Genomic DNA, 16065 nt, shown 5'->3' with positions numbered 1-16065 from the left:
TAATAAAGGCCGTCTGAACAAATCCAGCGTTAAAAGGGTATTTGAAAAGCAGCTAAAGTTTTGCTGACTATACATTTCAGACGGCCTTCAGTATGATTCAGGACGTTTTGATAATTGTAGAAACCACCAACCATGAGCCAACGTCAGATTATCCTCGATACGGAGACCACGGGTCTTTATCCTGAAAACGGCGACCGTCTGGTCGAATTTGCCGGCTTGGAAATGATCAACCGCCAAATGACCGACTCCAACCTTCATTTATATGTCCACCCGGAACGCGATATGCCGGAGGAAGCGGCGAAGGTGCATGGTTTGACGATTGAAGTATTGGAAGCGAAGAATGCGCCGCCGTTTGCCCAAGTGGGTAAACAGATTGCCGACTTTATTCGTGGCGCAGAGCTGATTATCCATAACGCTAAGTTTGACGTCGGCTTCCTGAATATGGAATTCCGCCGCATGGGTTTGCCTTCTATTGAGGAACTGGGTTGTAAAGTTACCGACACGCTGGCCATGGCGCGTGAAATGTTTCCGGGGCAAAAGGCAAGCTTGGATGCCTTGTGTAACCGCTTTTCCGTTGACCGCAGCAAACGTATCTTGCACGGCGCGTTAATCGACTGCGAGCTTTTGGGTGAAGTCTATCTTGCCATGACGCGTCAGCAGTTCGACCTGATGGGCGGCGAGGCGGAAGAAGAGGGCGAAGTCAAACCCACCATTATTGCCGAAACCAAACGTACGTCGCAGTTGAAAGTCATCAAAGCCGATGCGGAAGAGCTGGCCGCGCATGAAAAATATTTGGACGATTTGGGCGAAGCGTGCGTATGGCGCAAGGCCGAAACGCCGGATGGGGCCGATGCCGGAGCGTCAGCATGATGCGCCGCAATATTGCTTTGATTCCTGCTGCCGGTGTCGGGGCGCGATTTGGCGCGGGAAAACCCAAACAATATGTTGAAATCAATGGTAAAACCGTATTGCAACACACCATAGAAATCTTTGAGCAACACTCACGCATAGATTTAATTGCCGTTATTCTTTCGCCGGAAGATTCGGTTTTTCAGACGGCCCTGTCTGAGAAAGTGCGTGTCTTTCGAGTAGGCGGCGCAAGTCGTGCCGAAACGGTACGCAATGGCGTATCTACTTTATTAGAACAAGGTTTGGCCGAGGCGCAAGACAATATTTTGGTTCATGATGCCGCGCGCTGTTGCCTGCCTGCCGAAGCGTTAACGCGTTTGCTTGATGAGGCAGGCGAGAATGATGAAGGTGGCATTCTGGCCATACCGGTGGCCGATACGCTCAAGCGGGCAGACGGCAGTCATCATATTGATGAAACCGTTGCACGCGCAGGATTATGGCAGGCGCAAACGCCGCAGCTTTTTCAGACGGCCTTATTAAATCGCGCCTTATCGGTTGATGATTTGAGTGAAATTACGGATGAAGCGTCAGCGGTTGAAAAACTGGGTATCCGGCCGCGCTTGGTGCAGGGCGATACACGCAATTTAAAATTGACGCTACCGCAAGACGAATACATTGTCAGATTGTTGCTCAAGGCCGTCTGAACAATCAAAACCCATTATTTAAGGAAACAAACATGAATATTCGTGTCGGACAGGGCTACGATGTCCATCAGTTGGTTGAAGGGCGAGATTTGATACTCGGTGGCGTAAACATTCCGTTTGAAAAGGGCTTACTGGGTCATTCCGATGCCGATGCGCTTTTGCATGCGATTACAGATGCCCTGTTGGGCGCGGCCGGTTTGGGCGATATCGGTAGCCATTTTCCTGATACTACCGCCGAGTTCAAAGATGCAGACAGCCGTGTGCTGTTGCGTGAGGCTTATCAAAGCGTGCAGGCATTGGGTTGGAAGGTGGTTAATGTCGATACGACCGTGATTGCGCAAAAACCCAAACTCGCGCCACATATTCCGGCCATACGCGCCAACATTGCCGCCGATTTGGGGATTCAGACGACCTGTGTCAATATCAAAGGCAAAACTAACGAAAAACTCGGCTATCTGGGGCGTATGGAAGCCATCGAGGCGCAGGCGGCAGTATTGCTGATTAAAGCCTAAGGGCTTAAAATCGTTTCATCATTCAAACCGAAAGACTGACAACATGGCAACTCAAGACGAACTCAAACGCATTGCCGCCGCAAAAGCGGTGGAATTTGTTCCTGAAAACGAATACATCGGTATCGGCACTGGCTCTACCATTAACTTTTTTATCGAAGCTTTGGGTAAAAGCGGTAAGAAAATCAAGGGCGCCGTATCTACTTCCAAAAAATCCAGCGAGCTTTTGGCAAAATACGAAATTCCAGAAGTTTCACTGAATGATGTGATGGGTTTGGCGGTTTATGTTGACGGCGCAGACGAAGTCAACCACGCGCTGCAAATGATTAAAGGCGGCGGCGGTGCGCATTTGAATGAAAAAATCGTGGCCAGCGCATCGGATAAATTTGTCTGTATCGCCGATGAAAGCAAATATGTTTCCCGTTTGGGCAAATTCCCATTGCCGGTAGAAGTGGTTGAAAATGCCCGTTCGCTGGTATCGCGCAAACTGCTTGCCATGGGTGGACAGCCTGAGTTGCGTGTCGGCTATACTACTTTCTATGGCAACCAAATCGTTGATGTTCACGGCCTCAATATCGACCAAGCCCTGAAAATGGAAGACGAAATCAACAAAATCACCGGCGTAGTCGAAAACGGTATTTTTGCCCGCGATGCCGCCGATGTGTTGGTTTTGGGTACGGCAGAAGGTGCAAAAGTCATCCTGCCTTGTCAGGATTAATGAAGATTAATCAATCTTAAAAGGCCGTCTGAAAGTACATCAGGTCTTTCAGACGGCCTTCAATTTGGCAAAATATGCAAATCAGTAAAATTATAAAATGGTTGCCCGTTGTTTTATCCGTTTTGGGCGCGCTTGGTTACAGCTCACGCGATACCGAGTTGATTCGTACCGGGGTAAGCGTTGCCGCAACATTGGCACAAAACGACAATATCGGTTTGGAAAAGGTCAATGAATGGCTGGGTGAAAATGTCATCAAAGCCACATCTGACACCAAAACTGAAGTTGAACCCAAGCAAGAACAGAAACAAAAACAAAAGGCATCGCGACAAACTTACACATACAATGGAAAAATCATCAAAATCCATGATGGCGATACCATGCACATTATCGATAGCGACGGCCGAAAACACAAAATCCGTATGGCCTATATCGATGCGCCGGAAATCAATCAGGCCTATGGTACGCAATCACGAGACAATCTGATTGATGCCGCACTAAATAAAAAAGCCAAAGTGCGCGTGTTTGAAAGCGACCGCTATCAGCGCGAAGTTGCACAAGTATCAGTCGGCACGATTGACTTGAATTTAATGCAGATACGGGATGGCGCCGCATGGCATTACGAAAGCTATGCCAAAAAACAACAAAGTAAAACCGCCTACACCGACTATTCAGCCGCGCAAAAACAAGCCAAGGAAAAGCGTAAAGGCTTATGGAAAAAAGACAATCCGCAAGCGCCTTGGCAATTTCGCCGTCAAAACCACGAGCAGCAGAACAGCAATAAAAAGCAGTCTGATAAACAATGGTTTGGGATTTGGTAGGTTTTAAGAAAGAGGCCGTCTGAACAGTTTCAGACGGCCTTTAATCATTGAGGTTTAGTAATAAGATAAGAATGAGTGGCAGGTTTCTGATTAGAAGGTAAGAGAAATAAAAGTGTGATGTAATATTTTTAAGAAGGGCAGATATGAAAAAAGACACCGTTAGCTGGTGTCTTTAGTATCTATGGCAGAGAGGAAGGGATTCGAACCCTCGATACGCTATTCACGTATACACGCTTTCCAGGCGTGCGACTTAAACCACTCATCCACCTCTCTGTGGATTATTATCCTGAATTGTTATTTCAGAATAATGTGAAAACTTGACTGATTGATTTATCAGTGGTGCCCAGGAGAAGACTCGAACTTCCACACCCGTGAGGATACTAGCACCTGAAGCTAGCGCGTCTACCAATTCCGCCACCTGGGCAATTTAAATTTTCTTAAGCAAAGAAGCACCAAATTATTTGGTGCCCAGGAGAAGACTCGAACTTCCACGCCCGTGAGGACACTAGCACCTGAAGCTAGCGCGTCTACCAATTCCGCCACCTGGGCTTTGCTTTATTCTTCAATTTCAGGTAGAGTTGACTACCTGTACTGCGAAGAAGCAGCTATTATATATTTTAAAAAAAGAATGTCAACCATCAAAATGAACAAAAATACTAAATCTTTAAATTTACGAGAAAAAGACCCGTATTTAGAGCGGGAGAAACAACGTTACGCTCATCCGTTGCCCAGCCGTGAATGGGTCATTGAATTATTGGAACAAAAGGGTGTGCCGACAAAAATCGAAGCTTTGGCGCATGAATTGTCGATTGCAGAAGATGAATATGAATTCTTCGAACGCCGTCTGAAAGCGATGGCGCGCGATGGCCAGGTATTGATCAACCGACGGGGTGCGGTATGTGCGGCAGAAAAATTGGCATTGGTTAAATGCCGTGTCGAAGCGCATAAAGACGGTTTTGGTTTTGCCGTGCCGCTTACGCCGACGGGTGAGGGCGATTTCGTTTTGTATGAGCGTCAGATGCGCGGTGTGATGCACGGGGATATTGTTACCGTGCGCCCTGCCGGTATCGACCGCAGAGGCCGTCGCGAAGGTACGGTTTTAGATGTGGTGGAGCGTGCGCAGTCTAAAGTGGTCGGCCGTTTTTATATGGATCGCGGCGTGGCGATTTTGGAGGCGGAAGACAAACGCTTGAATCAAAGCATTGTTTTGGAACCTGAAAGCGTAGCGTACTTTAAACCGCAATCCGGTCAAGTCATTGTCGGTGAAATTGAGACTTACCCCGAGCAAAACCGTCCTGCCGTAGCGAAAATCATTGAAGTGTTGGGCGATTATGCCGACAGCGGTATGGAAATCGAAATCGCCGTGCGCAAGCACCATTTGCCTCATCAATTCAGCGAAGCGTGTGCCAAAGCAGCAAAGAAAATTCCCGATCATGTGCGTAAAACCGACTTGAAAGGGCGCGTGGACCTACGAGATTTGCCTCTGGTAACCATTGACGGCGAAACTGCGCGGGACTTTGACGATGCGGTTTTTGCCGAAAAAATCGGCCGCAATTACCGTTTGGTGGTGGCGATAGCCGATGTCAGTCATTATGTCCGCCCTGATGACGCTATCGACACGGACGCGCAGGAACGCAGTACCAGCGTGTATTTCCCGCGCCGTGTGATTCCAATGCTGCCGGAGAATTTGTCCAACGGCATCTGCTCGCTCAATCCTGATGTCGAACGCCTGTGTATGGTGTGCGATATGGTGATTACTTATGCCGGCAATATCAAGGAATACCGTTTCTATCCGGCAGTAATGCGTTCGCATGCACGACTGACTTATAATCAAGTTTGGGATTGGATTTCAGACGACCTCGACCATCCATACAAAGCCCAAATCGACACCCTCTACAAACTCTTCAAAATCCTTCAGAAAAAACGCTTCGAACGCGGCGCGGTGGAGTTTGAAAGCGTCGAAACCCAAATGCTTTTCGACGACAACGGTAAAATCGACAAGATTGTTCCCGTTGTCCGCAACGATGCGCACAAGCTGATTGAAGAATGTATGTTGGCGGCGAATGTTTGCGCGGCAGAGTTTTTGCTGAAAAACAAACATACGGCTTTATTCCGCAATCACTTGGGCCCGACTCCCGAAAAACTGGCTACTTTACGCGAGCAGCTTGGTTTGCTGGGGCTGAGTTTGGGCGGCGGCGATAATCCGACGCCGAAAGACTATGCTGCGCTTGCCGAGCAATTTAAAAACCGTCCGGACGCGGAGCTGTTGCAAGTGATGATGTTGCGTTCTATGCAGCAGGCGGTTTATGAGCCGCATTGCGACGGTCACTTTGGTTTGGCTTATAGCGCATATGCACACTTTACTTCGCCTATCCGCCGTTATCCGGATTTGACGGTGCATCGTGCCATCAAAGCTGTATTGAACGGACAAACTTATCAACCCAATAAAACCTGGCAGGCTTTGGGCGTGCATACCTCTTTCTGCGAGCGCCGAGCCGACGATGCCAGCCGCGATGTGGAAAACTGGCTGAAAACTTATTATATGCGCGACAAAGTCGGCGAAGTCTTCAGCGGCAAGATTTCGGGCATGACCAGCTTCGGTATTTTTGTAACCTTGGACGATATTCATATCGACGGCTTGGTTCACATCAGCGATTTGGGAGAGGATTATTTCAACTTCCGTCCTGAAATTATGGCGATTGAGGGCGAACGCAGCGGTGTCCGTTTCAACATGGGCGATACGGTTACTGTAAAAGTCGCGCGTGCCGATTTGGATACCAGCAAGATTGATTTGACCTTAATCAGCGGCGGCTCAGTCGGTAAGAAACGCGGCGGTAGAAAAGCAAAACCTGTGAGCAAGCCGACAGCTGCTGACAAACCTGTCGAAAAGCGTAAGCGTAAACTTTCGGCTAAAGAAATTGATGAAGCGTTGGCTGTTCCCGCGAAGGCAAAGAAGAGCAAGCTGAAAAGTAAACCTGCTTCCAAGCCTACTAAACCAAGCAAACCTAAAGCCGCAAGCAAGAAAAAGGCGCAGGCGAAAACAGCTTCTGTCAAAGCCGGGCGTAAAAATAATGCCCAAGGCAAAAGCGTAAAAATTAAAGTGAAGAAAGCTACTAAGAAATAAGCGGCATTCAACTCAGGCCGTCTGAAAGGTTTCAGACGGCCTGAATTTGTGATTTCATGAATGAAAACAAGGATAAATAAGATGATAAAACTATACGGTATTCCTAATTGCGATACGGTTAAAAAAGCGCGCAGTTGGTTGGCGGAAAACGGCATCGAGTTTGAGTTTGTAGATTTTAAGAAAAACGCCCCGACTGCCGATTTGATTGATGGCTGGCTGGAGCAGGCGGATTTGGAGATTTTGCTCAATAAAAGAGGCACGACTTGGCGCAAGCTGGATAAAAATACACAAGAATCAGCTGCCACAAAAGAAGGTGCAATTGCTTTAATGGTGAAGAATCCCAGTATCATCAAGCGGCCTGTATTGGTCAAAAAAGGGCAGGTTTATGTCGGTTTTTCAGTAGAAGCGTATCAGGAAATTTTCGGATAAGGCATTTTTAGGTTTTTAGGCCGTCTGAAAAAGCAAGCCTCGAAAAAATACGTTACAATACGCGCTTTGAGCCTGTTTTCAGGATTTTAAGATTTTTGCGGCAGCATTTTCCGGCTGCCGCGCCAAACTTTTCTTTCGGATAAATATGTTCCATATTGTTGAAAAATATAAAACACCCGCCCAGATTGTTTTAGGTATCATCGGTCTGACCTTTATCGGATTCGGTGCCAATAATTTGTCTTCGCCGGGTTCTGATTACATTGTCAAAGTCGGGGATGAGAAAGTCAGCGAACACGCTTTACAGATTGCGATACAAAACGAGCAGGCTGCCGGCAATAATGCGCCTTCGCGTGATGCGGTATTCCAATCGTTATTGCAACGTGCTTATCTGAAGCAAGGTGCCAAGCTGATGGGCATCGCTGTGTCTCAGGAACAAATCAAGCAAGTTATTGTGGATGATCCAAATTTCCATGATGCTTCCGGTAAATTCAGCCAAGATTTGCTCAAGAAATATTTGGATCAACGCAGGATGACCGAGGATCAGTTCGTTGAAGATATCCGTGAACAGTTCCAATTGCAAAATCTGTTGAATTTGGTGCAAAACGGCGCTTTGGTCAGCGATGCGCAAGCGCGTCAGTTGATTAACCTGACTCAAGCTACGCGTACCATCCGTTCATTTACGTTCAGCCCTGAAGCATTTACGGCACAAGTCAAAGTAGATGATGCGGCTTTGCAAAAATATTATGAAGCGCATAAGAAAGATTACTTGATTCCTCAAGCCGTTAAGCTGGAATATGTGGCTTTGAGTATCAAAGATTTGGCTGACAAGCAAACCGTCAGTGCGGAAGAAGTACAAAAAGCTTACGACAGTAAAAGCGTAGATTTGTCGCCAAGAGCCGAAATTGCGCATATTTTCATTCCGGTCATGCCTAATGGAGATGAAGCAAGCAATGCGGAAATTAAAGCCGAAGTGGACAAAATGGCTGCGGAGCTTAAAGCACATCCAGATGCTTTTGCCGAGCTGGCGGCCAAGTATTCCAAAGACTTGTCTAGCAGCAACAAAGGCGGCAACTTGGGTTATCTGAGCAAAAGCGGCGGCAGTGGCTTCGGGCCGGAATTTGATAAAGCGGCATTTGCATTGGGCAAAGGCGAAGTCAGCGATACCGTTAAATCGTCTTTGGGTTATCACGTCATTAAAGTTTTGAATGTCGAAGCTGAGCCGACTTTGGAACAAGCCAAAGCGCGTATCGAAGCAGCCTTGAAACTGAAAAAAGCAGCTTCCGCCTTTAATGCCGCTAAAGAAAAACTGGGTGAAGATACCTTCAATGATCCGTCTTCTCTGGCAAAAGCAGCCGCCAATTCAGGTTTGAAAGTGGAAAGCCTGGATGAATGGGTGACCAAAGCGGGCGCGAAGGAAGCCGGCTTGCCTGAAGCGTTGATTAATGCCGCGTTTAGTGATGATGTACTGAAGAAAAAACACAATTCTGAAGTGATTGCCATCAACAACGATACCGTTTGGGTCATTCGTGCGAAAGAAGTGCGCGAAGAGAAAATTGCACCATTTGCGGAAGTCAAAGACACTGTCCGTGCAGCATATCTGCGCTCTGAAGCCGCTAAACTGGCAGAGAAAAAAGCCCAGGAAACTTTGGCCGCATTGAAAGCCGGTAAAGCTGCCGATGTTCAATGGTCGCCTGTTTCTCAATTGAGCGCGCAAGATGCACGTAAAACCATGTCTCCGGAGGCTTATGCGGCTTTGCTGAAAGCACGTCCTGTCGGCGGCAAACCTGCGTATACATTGTTGGAAGGTATGCCTGCGCCGGTGATTATGGAAGTTCAGAGCGTTTCTGCTCCTGAAAATGCCGATTCACAGATTCCGGCTGCCAAACAGGCTTTGGTTCAGCAGCTTTCTGCCAATGTTTTCGATGCCTTGCTCCAGTATTTGGATAAGAAAATCGATCGTACGCAAGGTGCACAACAAGTTAATAATGCTGCCGAATAAGCAGAATATTAGAGTAGGGCAGCCGGATGAATTCCGGCTGTTTTCTTATTTTTAGCTATCTTTTTAAAGGCCGTCTGAAATTATGAGTAAAAATCCTGATGCCTTTGTCCGCTTGATTAATGCATTAAAAATCCTGCCCAATGTCGGCCCGAAATCCGCACAACGTATGGCCTACCAGCTTTTGCAGTACAAACGCGAAGAAGCGCAGGAATTGGTGGATGCTTTGCAGTTTGCTTTGAGGCAGGTGCAGCATTGTCGGATGTGCAACACATTTTGCGAAGGCGATTTGTGTGAAATTTGCGCAGACGAAAAACGTGATAAAAGCCGTTTGATGATTGTGCATATGCCGGCGGATGTCTCCAGCATGGAGGCGGCCAATTGCCATGATGGCCTGTATTTTGTTTTGATGGGGCAAGTCAGCCCGGCGCAGGGCATGGATATTTCGGCAGTCGCATTAGATAAGCTGGTGGCCCGTCTGCAGGCGAGTGATATTGAGGAAATTATCATTGCAACCAACTTCACAGCAGAAGGTGATGCGACAGCGTATGTATTGGCGGAATTGTTTAAAAATCTTCCTTATAAAGTCAGCCGCTTGGCAAGGGGAATTCCTCTGGGCGGCGAGATGGAATATGTGGATGCCGGTACTTTGGCTCAGGCAGTTTACGATAGAAGAAACATCCAATCTTAAATACCAATATAAAAAGGCCGTCTGAAAGTCTTTCAGACGGCCTTTTCATTGATGAAATCAGATTATTTGCAGCTCACGCCTTGAATTTGAGGAGTATCGCCGTTGCCGACTTTGAATGCGCATTTGGTTGCGCTGCTGCCGGATACGGTAACAACACCGTTTCCGCTGTTGAGGCTGACAGGTTCTTTTACGCCCATGCCGACAGCAGTGGCTGCCAGTTTTTGAACATCGGCGTCGGAGTAAGCGGTATTGTTTGAACTGATTTTGATTTCTTTGGCGGCATATGCATTGAAGCTGAATGACAAACCTACAGCTACGGATACGAGGGCCAAGAGTTTTTTGGTGTTCATTAGTGTATTTCCTTTTTGATGGTGACAAAGTGTGTCACAGCTTCAGAATAAGGGCGATTGGCCGATTGTGCAAGTTTTTCGGCGGAATTTACGGGAAGAAACATGGTTTTACATACACTTTATCCCTGAATGCTACATCAGTCGGGCAATCGGACGACCTGTCGGTTTTACGGTACAATAAGCCTTTTTTGACAAACGAATGAGGCATTTTTGAATGGCTTCTTTAGAAACTTGGATAGGCCTGCGCTATCTGCGTGCGAAAAAACGCAATGGCTTTATGTCATTTATTACCATGATTTCAATCGCCGGTATCGCCTTGGGCGTAACGGCGCTGATTGTGGTTTTATCCGTGATGAACGGATTTCAGAAAGAGATACGCGGTCAATTGTTGAACGTCGCACCTCATGCGGAAATTGGCTATTACGATGTCGGCAGTGCGCCGGGTTGGCAGAATTTGCGCGAATTTGTAAAAGGCAAAAAGGAAGTATTGGCCAGCGCGCCTTATGTTTCCGATCAGGCGTTGCTTGCCAATGCCGGTGAAGTGCGCGGTGTGCAGATACGCGGTATTTTGCCGTCTGAAGAAAAAAATGTCGTCGATTACGGTAAGGATATGCCGGCCGGCAGTTTTGACGATTTGAAACCGGGCGAATTTGATATTATTTTGGGCCAAGGGCTTGCTGAAGCATTGGGCACGGAGATTGGCGGCAAGGTTACAGTGATTACGCCAGAGGGTAATGTCACTCCTGCCGGCGTAGTGCCGCGCTTGAAGCAGTTTAATGTGGTCGGTGTGGTAAAGACTGGTGTTTATGAAGTCGATAATACCTTGGCCATGACGCATATCAAGGATGCGCAAGTCTTGTATCGACTGGGAGAAAATGTCGGTGGGCTGCGTTTGCGACTGGCTGATCCTCAGAATGCACCATCTTTCATTGCCAAGTTGATTCCTGATGCTAAAAAAGATGAAGTATGGGTGCGTGACTGGACGTTTAACAACCGCAGCTATTTTGAAGCCGTTGAGTTGGAAAAACGTATGATGTTCATCATTTTGACACTGATTATCGCAGTTGCTGCGTTTAACCTCGTCTCTTCCTTGGTAATGGCGGTAACGGAAAAACAAGCCGATATTGCGATTTTGCGCACGTTGGGTTTGTCTCCGGGTGGCGTCATGAAGATTTTCTTGGTGCAGGGCGCATTTGCGGGGTTCTTCGGTACGCTTGTGGGTGTGGTATGCGGTGTATTGCTGGGTTGGAATGTCGGCAAGATTGTCGCGTTTTTTGAAGACCTGTTTGGCGTGCATTTGATTAACTCACAGGTTTATTTCATCGATTACCTGCCTAGTGATGTGAATTTGAAGGATGTCGCCGTTATTGCCTGCATTTCGCTTGGCTTGGCATTTATTGCCACACTGTATCCGAGCTGGCGTGCAGCAAAAACCCAACCTGCGGAGGCTTTGCGTTATGAGTAAGACAATTTTGAAATGTACCGGCGTTGGCAAAAGCTATAATGACGGCGCATTGAATGTACAAGTGTTGAATCATTTAGATTTTGAAGTTGCCGAAGCGGAAAGCGTGAGTATCATCGGTTCGTCAGGCAGCGGTAAATCCACATTGCTGCACCTTCTTGGTGGTTTGGATATGCCGTCTGAAGGCAAGGTAATACTGATGGATCAGGATTTGGGCGGTTTGAGCCAAAAACAGTTGGGTGAATTGCGCAACCGTTATTTGGGCTTTGTGTATCAGTTCCACCATCTATTGCCTGAGTTTTCTGCTTTGGAAAATGTCATGATGCCGCTTTTAATCGGCAAAATGCCCAAGGCGATGGCTGAGGAGAAGGCTGTCAAGATGCTGAAAAAGGTTGGCTTGGATAAGCGTATGCTGCACCGTCCGAGCGAACTTTCCGGCGGCGAGCGTCAGCGTGCGGCGATTGCCCGTGCTTTGGTTAATGAGCCGAAATGCTTACTGGCAGATGAGCCGACGGGGAACCTTGACCGTAAAAATGCGCAAAATGTGCTGGACATGATGCTGGATTTGAAACGCGAATTAAACACCAGCCTGATTGTAGTGACCCATGATGACGAGCTGGCTGAGCGTTTTGACCGGGTAATGACCATGAAAGACGGCAGCCTGCAAGTGCTGCAATAAGGTTATTATTTCAGGCAAATATTTTATGCTTTGAACGGTATAATAGAGGCCGTCTGAAAAATAGGTTTTCATTTATGGAAACGCTGTTTTTCAGACGGCCTTTCTTTTTTCCGTATCAATCAAGCCTGAGCCATGAACCCAACCGACTCTATCCTTTCCTCTGCCGCAGATGCGGCCATAGCGTTTTTCCGCCGTCACGAAGTACAGGGTGCATCCGTTATTGAGCCTTATGTAATTCGACTGTTTGCAGCCTTGCAAAACGGGCATTCGTTTATTTACTTGGATAAAGCGGATGTTGATGTCTTAAGCAACTTGCCGAACTTGGTCGGTAATGCGGATAAACCGCTTATCCTGCAAGGCCGGAAATTGTTTTTGGGGCGGTTGTGGCAGTTGGAGCATGATTTGGCTGTTGAAATCAAACGGCTGGCCAGTGCCGAGGCGGAAGAAGTGAATTTCATGGCAGCTTCAAAAAGCCTGAGCGATTGGTTTGACCCTAAAGACAGTAAAGAGCAGAGGGATGCTGCGGCTTTGGCCTTGCTGCAAAACTTTATGCTGATTACCGGCGGGCCGGGTACGGGTAAGACGACGACCGTCGCAAAGCTTTTGGGCCTGATTTGCAATAACAGTACGAAGCTGCCCCGTATTGCGTTGGCCGCGCCGACGGGCAAGGCGGCTGCGCATATGGCACGGGCTTTGCAGCGTGCTTTGGATGGCTTTGATTTGTCTCCGAGCATTAAAGCGCATTTGGAAAACTTGGAAGGACAGACTGTCCATCGATTGTTGAAATTGCGGCCACCGCAAATGCGTCCTGCGTTCAATCATGAATATCCGCTTGCTTTGGATGTTTTGGTGGTGGATGAGGCTTCGATGTTGGATTTGCCGCTGGTGTTGGATTTATTGCGCGCCGTGCCGACCGGTTGTCGTCTGGTGTTGCTTGGCGATGAAAACCAGTTGCCGTCGGTTGGCTTGGGTGCCGTATTGGCGGCATTGTCGCGTCCGACGGCTTTGGATAAAGAAACTGCTGAAAAGCTGGAAGTTTATCTGCCCAATCATGGCTTTGAAATTAAAGAGCGGCCTCAGGCTTTATCGCAAAACAATGCCAAATTGACGTTCAGCCACCGTTTTGGCGCAGACAGCGGTATTGGTTGTTTGGCAAGGGCGGTGGTGTCCGGGGAAAAGCAAACTGCGGTCGAACAGTTTGACAAGTTCCCCAAAGAATTGGAAATGAAATCAGGCCGTCTGAAAGAGCAGGTTGCTTTGCTGTATCAAAAGCAACAGGATTATTGGCAGGCTGTGGCAGAGAATAATGTCGCACTCGCCTACGGTCATGCGGCCGATGTGGTGGTATTGGCGGCTTGGCGGCAGGATGCGGATGATTTGAATCAGGCTTATCAAGAATATCTGCAACGGCAAGGTAAGGTTTCGGGCGAAACGCCTTGGTTTGCCGGACAAATCATCATGATTACCCACAATGATTACATGCTGGAAGTGTTTAACGGCGACATCGGGCTGATTATGAAAGATGAAGAATCATTGAATGGTTTGTCTGCCTATTTTCCTGAGAAAGATGGATTCAAAAAAATTGCCATCAGCCGTTTGCCTGATTTTGAATCGGCTTTTGCCATGACGGTGCATAAGAGCCAAGGTTCGGAATATCGGGAAGTATGGCTGTTGCCCCCGTCAGTGCCCGCAACAACGGAAAGCGAAGAGGAAGCCCGAGGTTTGGATAAGGCTTTGCTTTACACGGCCATTACCCGTGCACGTGAACGTTTCGTGTTCTGGGGAAATGCAGAGGAATTGTGTCAGGCTGTGGGATGCCACCAAAAACGCAGGACGGCATTAGCCGACGCCTTGGAACGGCAGTTTGAACAGCCTGATATGCAGGCTTCTGTTTGACCTGAATCAAGAGGCTGTCTGAAAGCGGATAAAGCGTTTAAATCTGCTTGACTGATTACACTAATTTACATACGATAAAAATAATTAGTAAACAAAATGAATAATTTTTACAAAATCCACGATTTTGTACGCTTTATCGAATACTTCACTTTCAATACCTTCTTTTGGAGAGTCGGCATGAAATTTCAAACCAAACTGATTGCAACCTGTATTTTATTGGCTTCATCATCTTATTCATTGGCAGAGAATGCTGATGGCGGGCGTGATGCGGCGGCTTTGGCCACCACCAATGATTATGTCAATTCCGGCAGCATCATTCGCAAAGATGACGATAAAATCAGCATTTTCAATGATTTGTTGACTGTGAACGGCGGTTTGCGCGTACGTGCGGATACCAAAGACATCAATGCCAACAACAGTAGCGTTAATCCGACGCCTGAAGACACCAATGCCAACTTCAACGCGGAGTTTTGGTTACGCGCAAAACTGTACAAAGATTGGAAATTGGTAGCGCAAATCGAGCCGAATATCGATTTGGAAACCGGTAAATTCAACGGCGATCATGATGTGCCGGTCAATAAACTGTATGCCGAAGGGACTGTGTACAACAACATCAAAGCGCGTGTCGGTAAATTTGGCGCGTTCTCTTCATATGGCCGCGTGTGGGATACCGAAGTCACCGGCGGCGAAATCTTCTTTGACAATAAAACCCTGCCGACCAAAATCTATGCGGGCCGACGTACAGGCAATCTGAACGACAACGCATGGGGCATCGGCGGCCGCCGCAGACATTTTGCCGCGGTTCAAAGCGTGTTGCCTGTGAATGAGAATATCAACGTCGGCGCAACCGTCAGCTACATGAAAGACATTGATGTACGCGGTGCGAAGAAAAATGCGGTCTTCGGGGAAATCGGTACGGACATTAAATTTAATGACGATTGGCGTTGGATGGCCGCGGTCAGCAAGTCCAATATCAAAGCTTATAATGATGCCGGACAAAAAATCAAAAATGACGGCGTGTTCACTGAAGTACGCTATAAATCGGCCGACTGGAACGTCCGTAATTCTTACGACGTATTCTTGAACTACCGCCGTGTCGGCTCGTTGTCCGGTGTCTCTTCTGTTGAGGATTACAGCAAAAACGTTCAAGGCGTGCAAATCGGTGCAACTTATATTCCTTGGAAAAACTGGAAACTCAAAGGCTTCTATTTGGCCGGCAAACAGGTTACGCCTACCGTCGGCACGGATAAACAGGACGTAAACGTTATTCGTGGTCAGTTAGAATATAAATTTTAATCATCACAAATAAAAAACAGGCAGGATGTCCTGCCTGTTTTTGGTTTTCAGACGGCATGGATATAGGGCCGTCTGAAACAATGGATGAAACGCTTTACCAGCTATCGCGTTTCATGCGGTCGAGCTGGCGGCGATCACGTTTGGTCGGGCGTCCGTCCGGATAAGCGGCGCTGATGCGGCTGGCTTGGTCAAGCTGTTTTTGAGCTTCGCGTTCGGCAGCCGTTTTCATGTCTTCTTCGTACAGTAAACGCGCTTCCGGTGCCGGGCGGCGTTGATGATTGAGCGCGGCGACTTTGAATTTGTAGGGTAGGGAGTTCAAAGTCATGTCGATGGTGTCGCCGGCAGAAATATTTTTGCTGTTTTTCACCTTCGAGCCGTTGACCAAAACCCTGCCCAGCTCAATGTGTTTTTGTGCCAGCGCGCGGGTCTTGAAAAAGCGTGCGGCCCACAGCCATTTGTCCAAGCGCATGGACGAATTGTCATGATCGTTTTTCATAGCCTGTTTGAAATGATTGAACTGAATTGAAGTTTATCATAAGATACG

At 47.7% G+C, this 16065-nt stretch carries 15 protein-coding genes and 3 tRNA genes; 13 read left to right on the top strand and 5 right to left on the bottom strand.

From position 1 onward, the window contains the following. Positions 1–132 precede the first annotated feature (132 nt). The 5 genes from dnaQ (at position 133) to ACTHUF_RS10595 (ending at position 3598) form a co-directional block, all read left to right on the top strand. Complete coding sequence (gene dnaQ / locus ACTHUF_RS10615) at positions 133–870, top strand: DNA polymerase III subunit epsilon (RefSeq protein WP_440407653.1); 738 nt, start codon at positions 133–135, stop codon at positions 868–870. After that, on the top strand, positions 867–1553 hold the full coding sequence (gene ispD, locus ACTHUF_RS10610) for a 2-C-methyl-D-erythritol 4-phosphate cytidylyltransferase (protein WP_315093620.1): 687 nt from the start codon (positions 867–869) through the stop codon (positions 1551–1553). The genes dnaQ and ispD overlap by 4 nt, the downstream gene beginning before the upstream one ends. A gap of 32 nt (positions 1554–1585) precedes the next feature. Then, on the top strand, positions 1586–2065 hold the full coding sequence (ispF, locus tag ACTHUF_RS10605; RefSeq protein ID WP_315093618.1) for a 2-C-methyl-D-erythritol 2,4-cyclodiphosphate synthase: 480 nt from the start codon (positions 1586–1588) through the stop codon (positions 2063–2065). A gap of 43 nt (positions 2066–2108) precedes the next feature. Beyond that, the gene (rpiA, locus tag ACTHUF_RS10600; RefSeq protein ID WP_315093616.1) at positions 2109–2780 is read left to right on the top strand and encodes a ribose-5-phosphate isomerase RpiA; all 672 of its coding nucleotides are present in this window, start codon (positions 2109–2111) and stop codon (positions 2778–2780) included. 74 nt (positions 2781–2854) lie between these two features. Continuing rightward, on the top strand, positions 2855–3598 hold the full coding sequence (locus ACTHUF_RS10595; protein WP_315093614.1) for a thermonuclease family protein: 744 nt from the start codon (positions 2855–2857) through the stop codon (positions 3596–3598). A 182-nt stretch (positions 3599–3780) separates the two neighbouring features. Here ACTHUF_RS10595 and ACTHUF_RS10590 read toward each other — a convergent pair. The 3 genes from ACTHUF_RS10590 to ACTHUF_RS10580 all read right to left on the bottom strand — a co-directional run bounded on the left by ACTHUF_RS10590 (position 3781) and on the right by ACTHUF_RS10580 (position 4147). After that, positions 3781–3871 (bottom strand) — tRNA-Ser (locus ACTHUF_RS10590). 64 nt (positions 3872–3935) lie between these two features. Further along, a tRNA-Leu gene (locus ACTHUF_RS10585) sits at positions 3936–4022 on the bottom strand. Positions 4023–4060: 38 nt separating this feature from the next. Continuing rightward, positions 4061–4147, bottom strand: a tRNA-Leu gene (locus tag ACTHUF_RS10580). A gap of 94 nt (positions 4148–4241) precedes the next feature. Here ACTHUF_RS10580 and rnr point away from each other — a divergent pair. The 4 genes from rnr to recR all read left to right on the top strand — a co-directional run bounded on the left by rnr (position 4242) and on the right by recR (position 9838). Continuing rightward, complete coding sequence (rnr, locus tag ACTHUF_RS10575; protein ID WP_315093808.1) at positions 4242–6722, top strand: ribonuclease R; 2481 nt, start codon at positions 4242–4244, stop codon at positions 6720–6722. A gap of 81 nt (positions 6723–6803) precedes the next feature. Further along, the gene (locus ACTHUF_RS10570) at positions 6804–7151 is read left to right on the top strand and encodes an ArsC family reductase (RefSeq protein WP_440407650.1); all 348 of its coding nucleotides are present in this window, start codon (positions 6804–6806) and stop codon (positions 7149–7151) included. 145 nt (positions 7152–7296) lie between these two features. Beyond that, complete coding sequence (locus ACTHUF_RS10565) at positions 7297–9150, top strand: SurA N-terminal domain-containing protein (protein WP_315093610.1); 1854 nt, start codon at positions 7297–7299, stop codon at positions 9148–9150. 82 nt (positions 9151–9232) lie between these two features. Next, positions 9233–9838, top strand: a complete 606-nt coding sequence (gene recR, locus ACTHUF_RS10560; protein WP_070814021.1) for a recombination mediator RecR — start codon at positions 9233–9235, stop codon at positions 9836–9838. 62 nt (positions 9839–9900) lie between these two features. Here the strand turns inward: recR and ACTHUF_RS10555 are convergent, their stop codons facing one another. Then, entirely contained in the window at positions 9901–10188 is a 288-nt protein-coding gene (locus ACTHUF_RS10555; protein ID WP_315093608.1) for a hypothetical protein, read from the bottom strand. 214 nt (positions 10189–10402) lie between these two features. On the opposite strand from ACTHUF_RS10555, the gene ACTHUF_RS10550 reads away from it, so the two are divergent. The 4 genes from ACTHUF_RS10550 (at position 10403) to ACTHUF_RS10535 (ending at position 15521) form a co-directional block, all read left to right on the top strand. Continuing rightward, entirely contained in the window at positions 10403–11653 is a 1251-nt protein-coding gene (locus ACTHUF_RS10550; RefSeq protein WP_254323693.1) for a lipoprotein-releasing ABC transporter permease subunit, read from the top strand. Further along, positions 11646–12329 (top strand): lipoprotein-releasing ABC transporter ATP-binding protein LolD, encoded by a 684-nt coding sequence (gene lolD, locus ACTHUF_RS10545; RefSeq protein WP_003683651.1) that lies wholly within the window; start codon positions 11646–11648, stop codon positions 12327–12329. Before ACTHUF_RS10550 ends, lolD begins: the two co-directional genes overlap by 8 nt. Before the next feature lie 132 nt (positions 12330–12461). Further along, positions 12462–14225, top strand: coding sequence for an exodeoxyribonuclease V subunit alpha (gene recD / locus ACTHUF_RS10540; RefSeq protein WP_440407647.1), 1764 nt, complete (start codon positions 12462–12464; stop codon positions 14223–14225). A 96-nt stretch (positions 14226–14321) separates the two neighbouring features. After that, a complete protein-coding gene (locus ACTHUF_RS10535; RefSeq protein ID WP_049322759.1) occupies positions 14322–15521 on the top strand; it encodes a hypothetical protein in 1200 nt (399 codons plus the stop codon). A 94-nt stretch (positions 15522–15615) separates the two neighbouring features. Here the strand turns inward: ACTHUF_RS10535 and ACTHUF_RS10530 are convergent, their stop codons facing one another. After that, a complete protein-coding gene (locus ACTHUF_RS10530) occupies positions 15616–16017 on the bottom strand; it encodes an RNA-binding S4 domain-containing protein (RefSeq protein ID WP_003679090.1) in 402 nt (133 codons plus the stop codon). Between the last annotated feature and the right edge of the window lie 48 nt (positions 16018–16065).

Source organism: Neisseria sp. P0024.S006 (assembly GCF_051956595.1).
Lineage (GTDB): Bacteria > Pseudomonadota > Gammaproteobacteria > Burkholderiales > Neisseriaceae > Neisseria.
The sequence above is the reverse complement of the archived record's forward strand: the minus strand, read 5'-3'. Positions and strand labels throughout refer to the sequence as shown.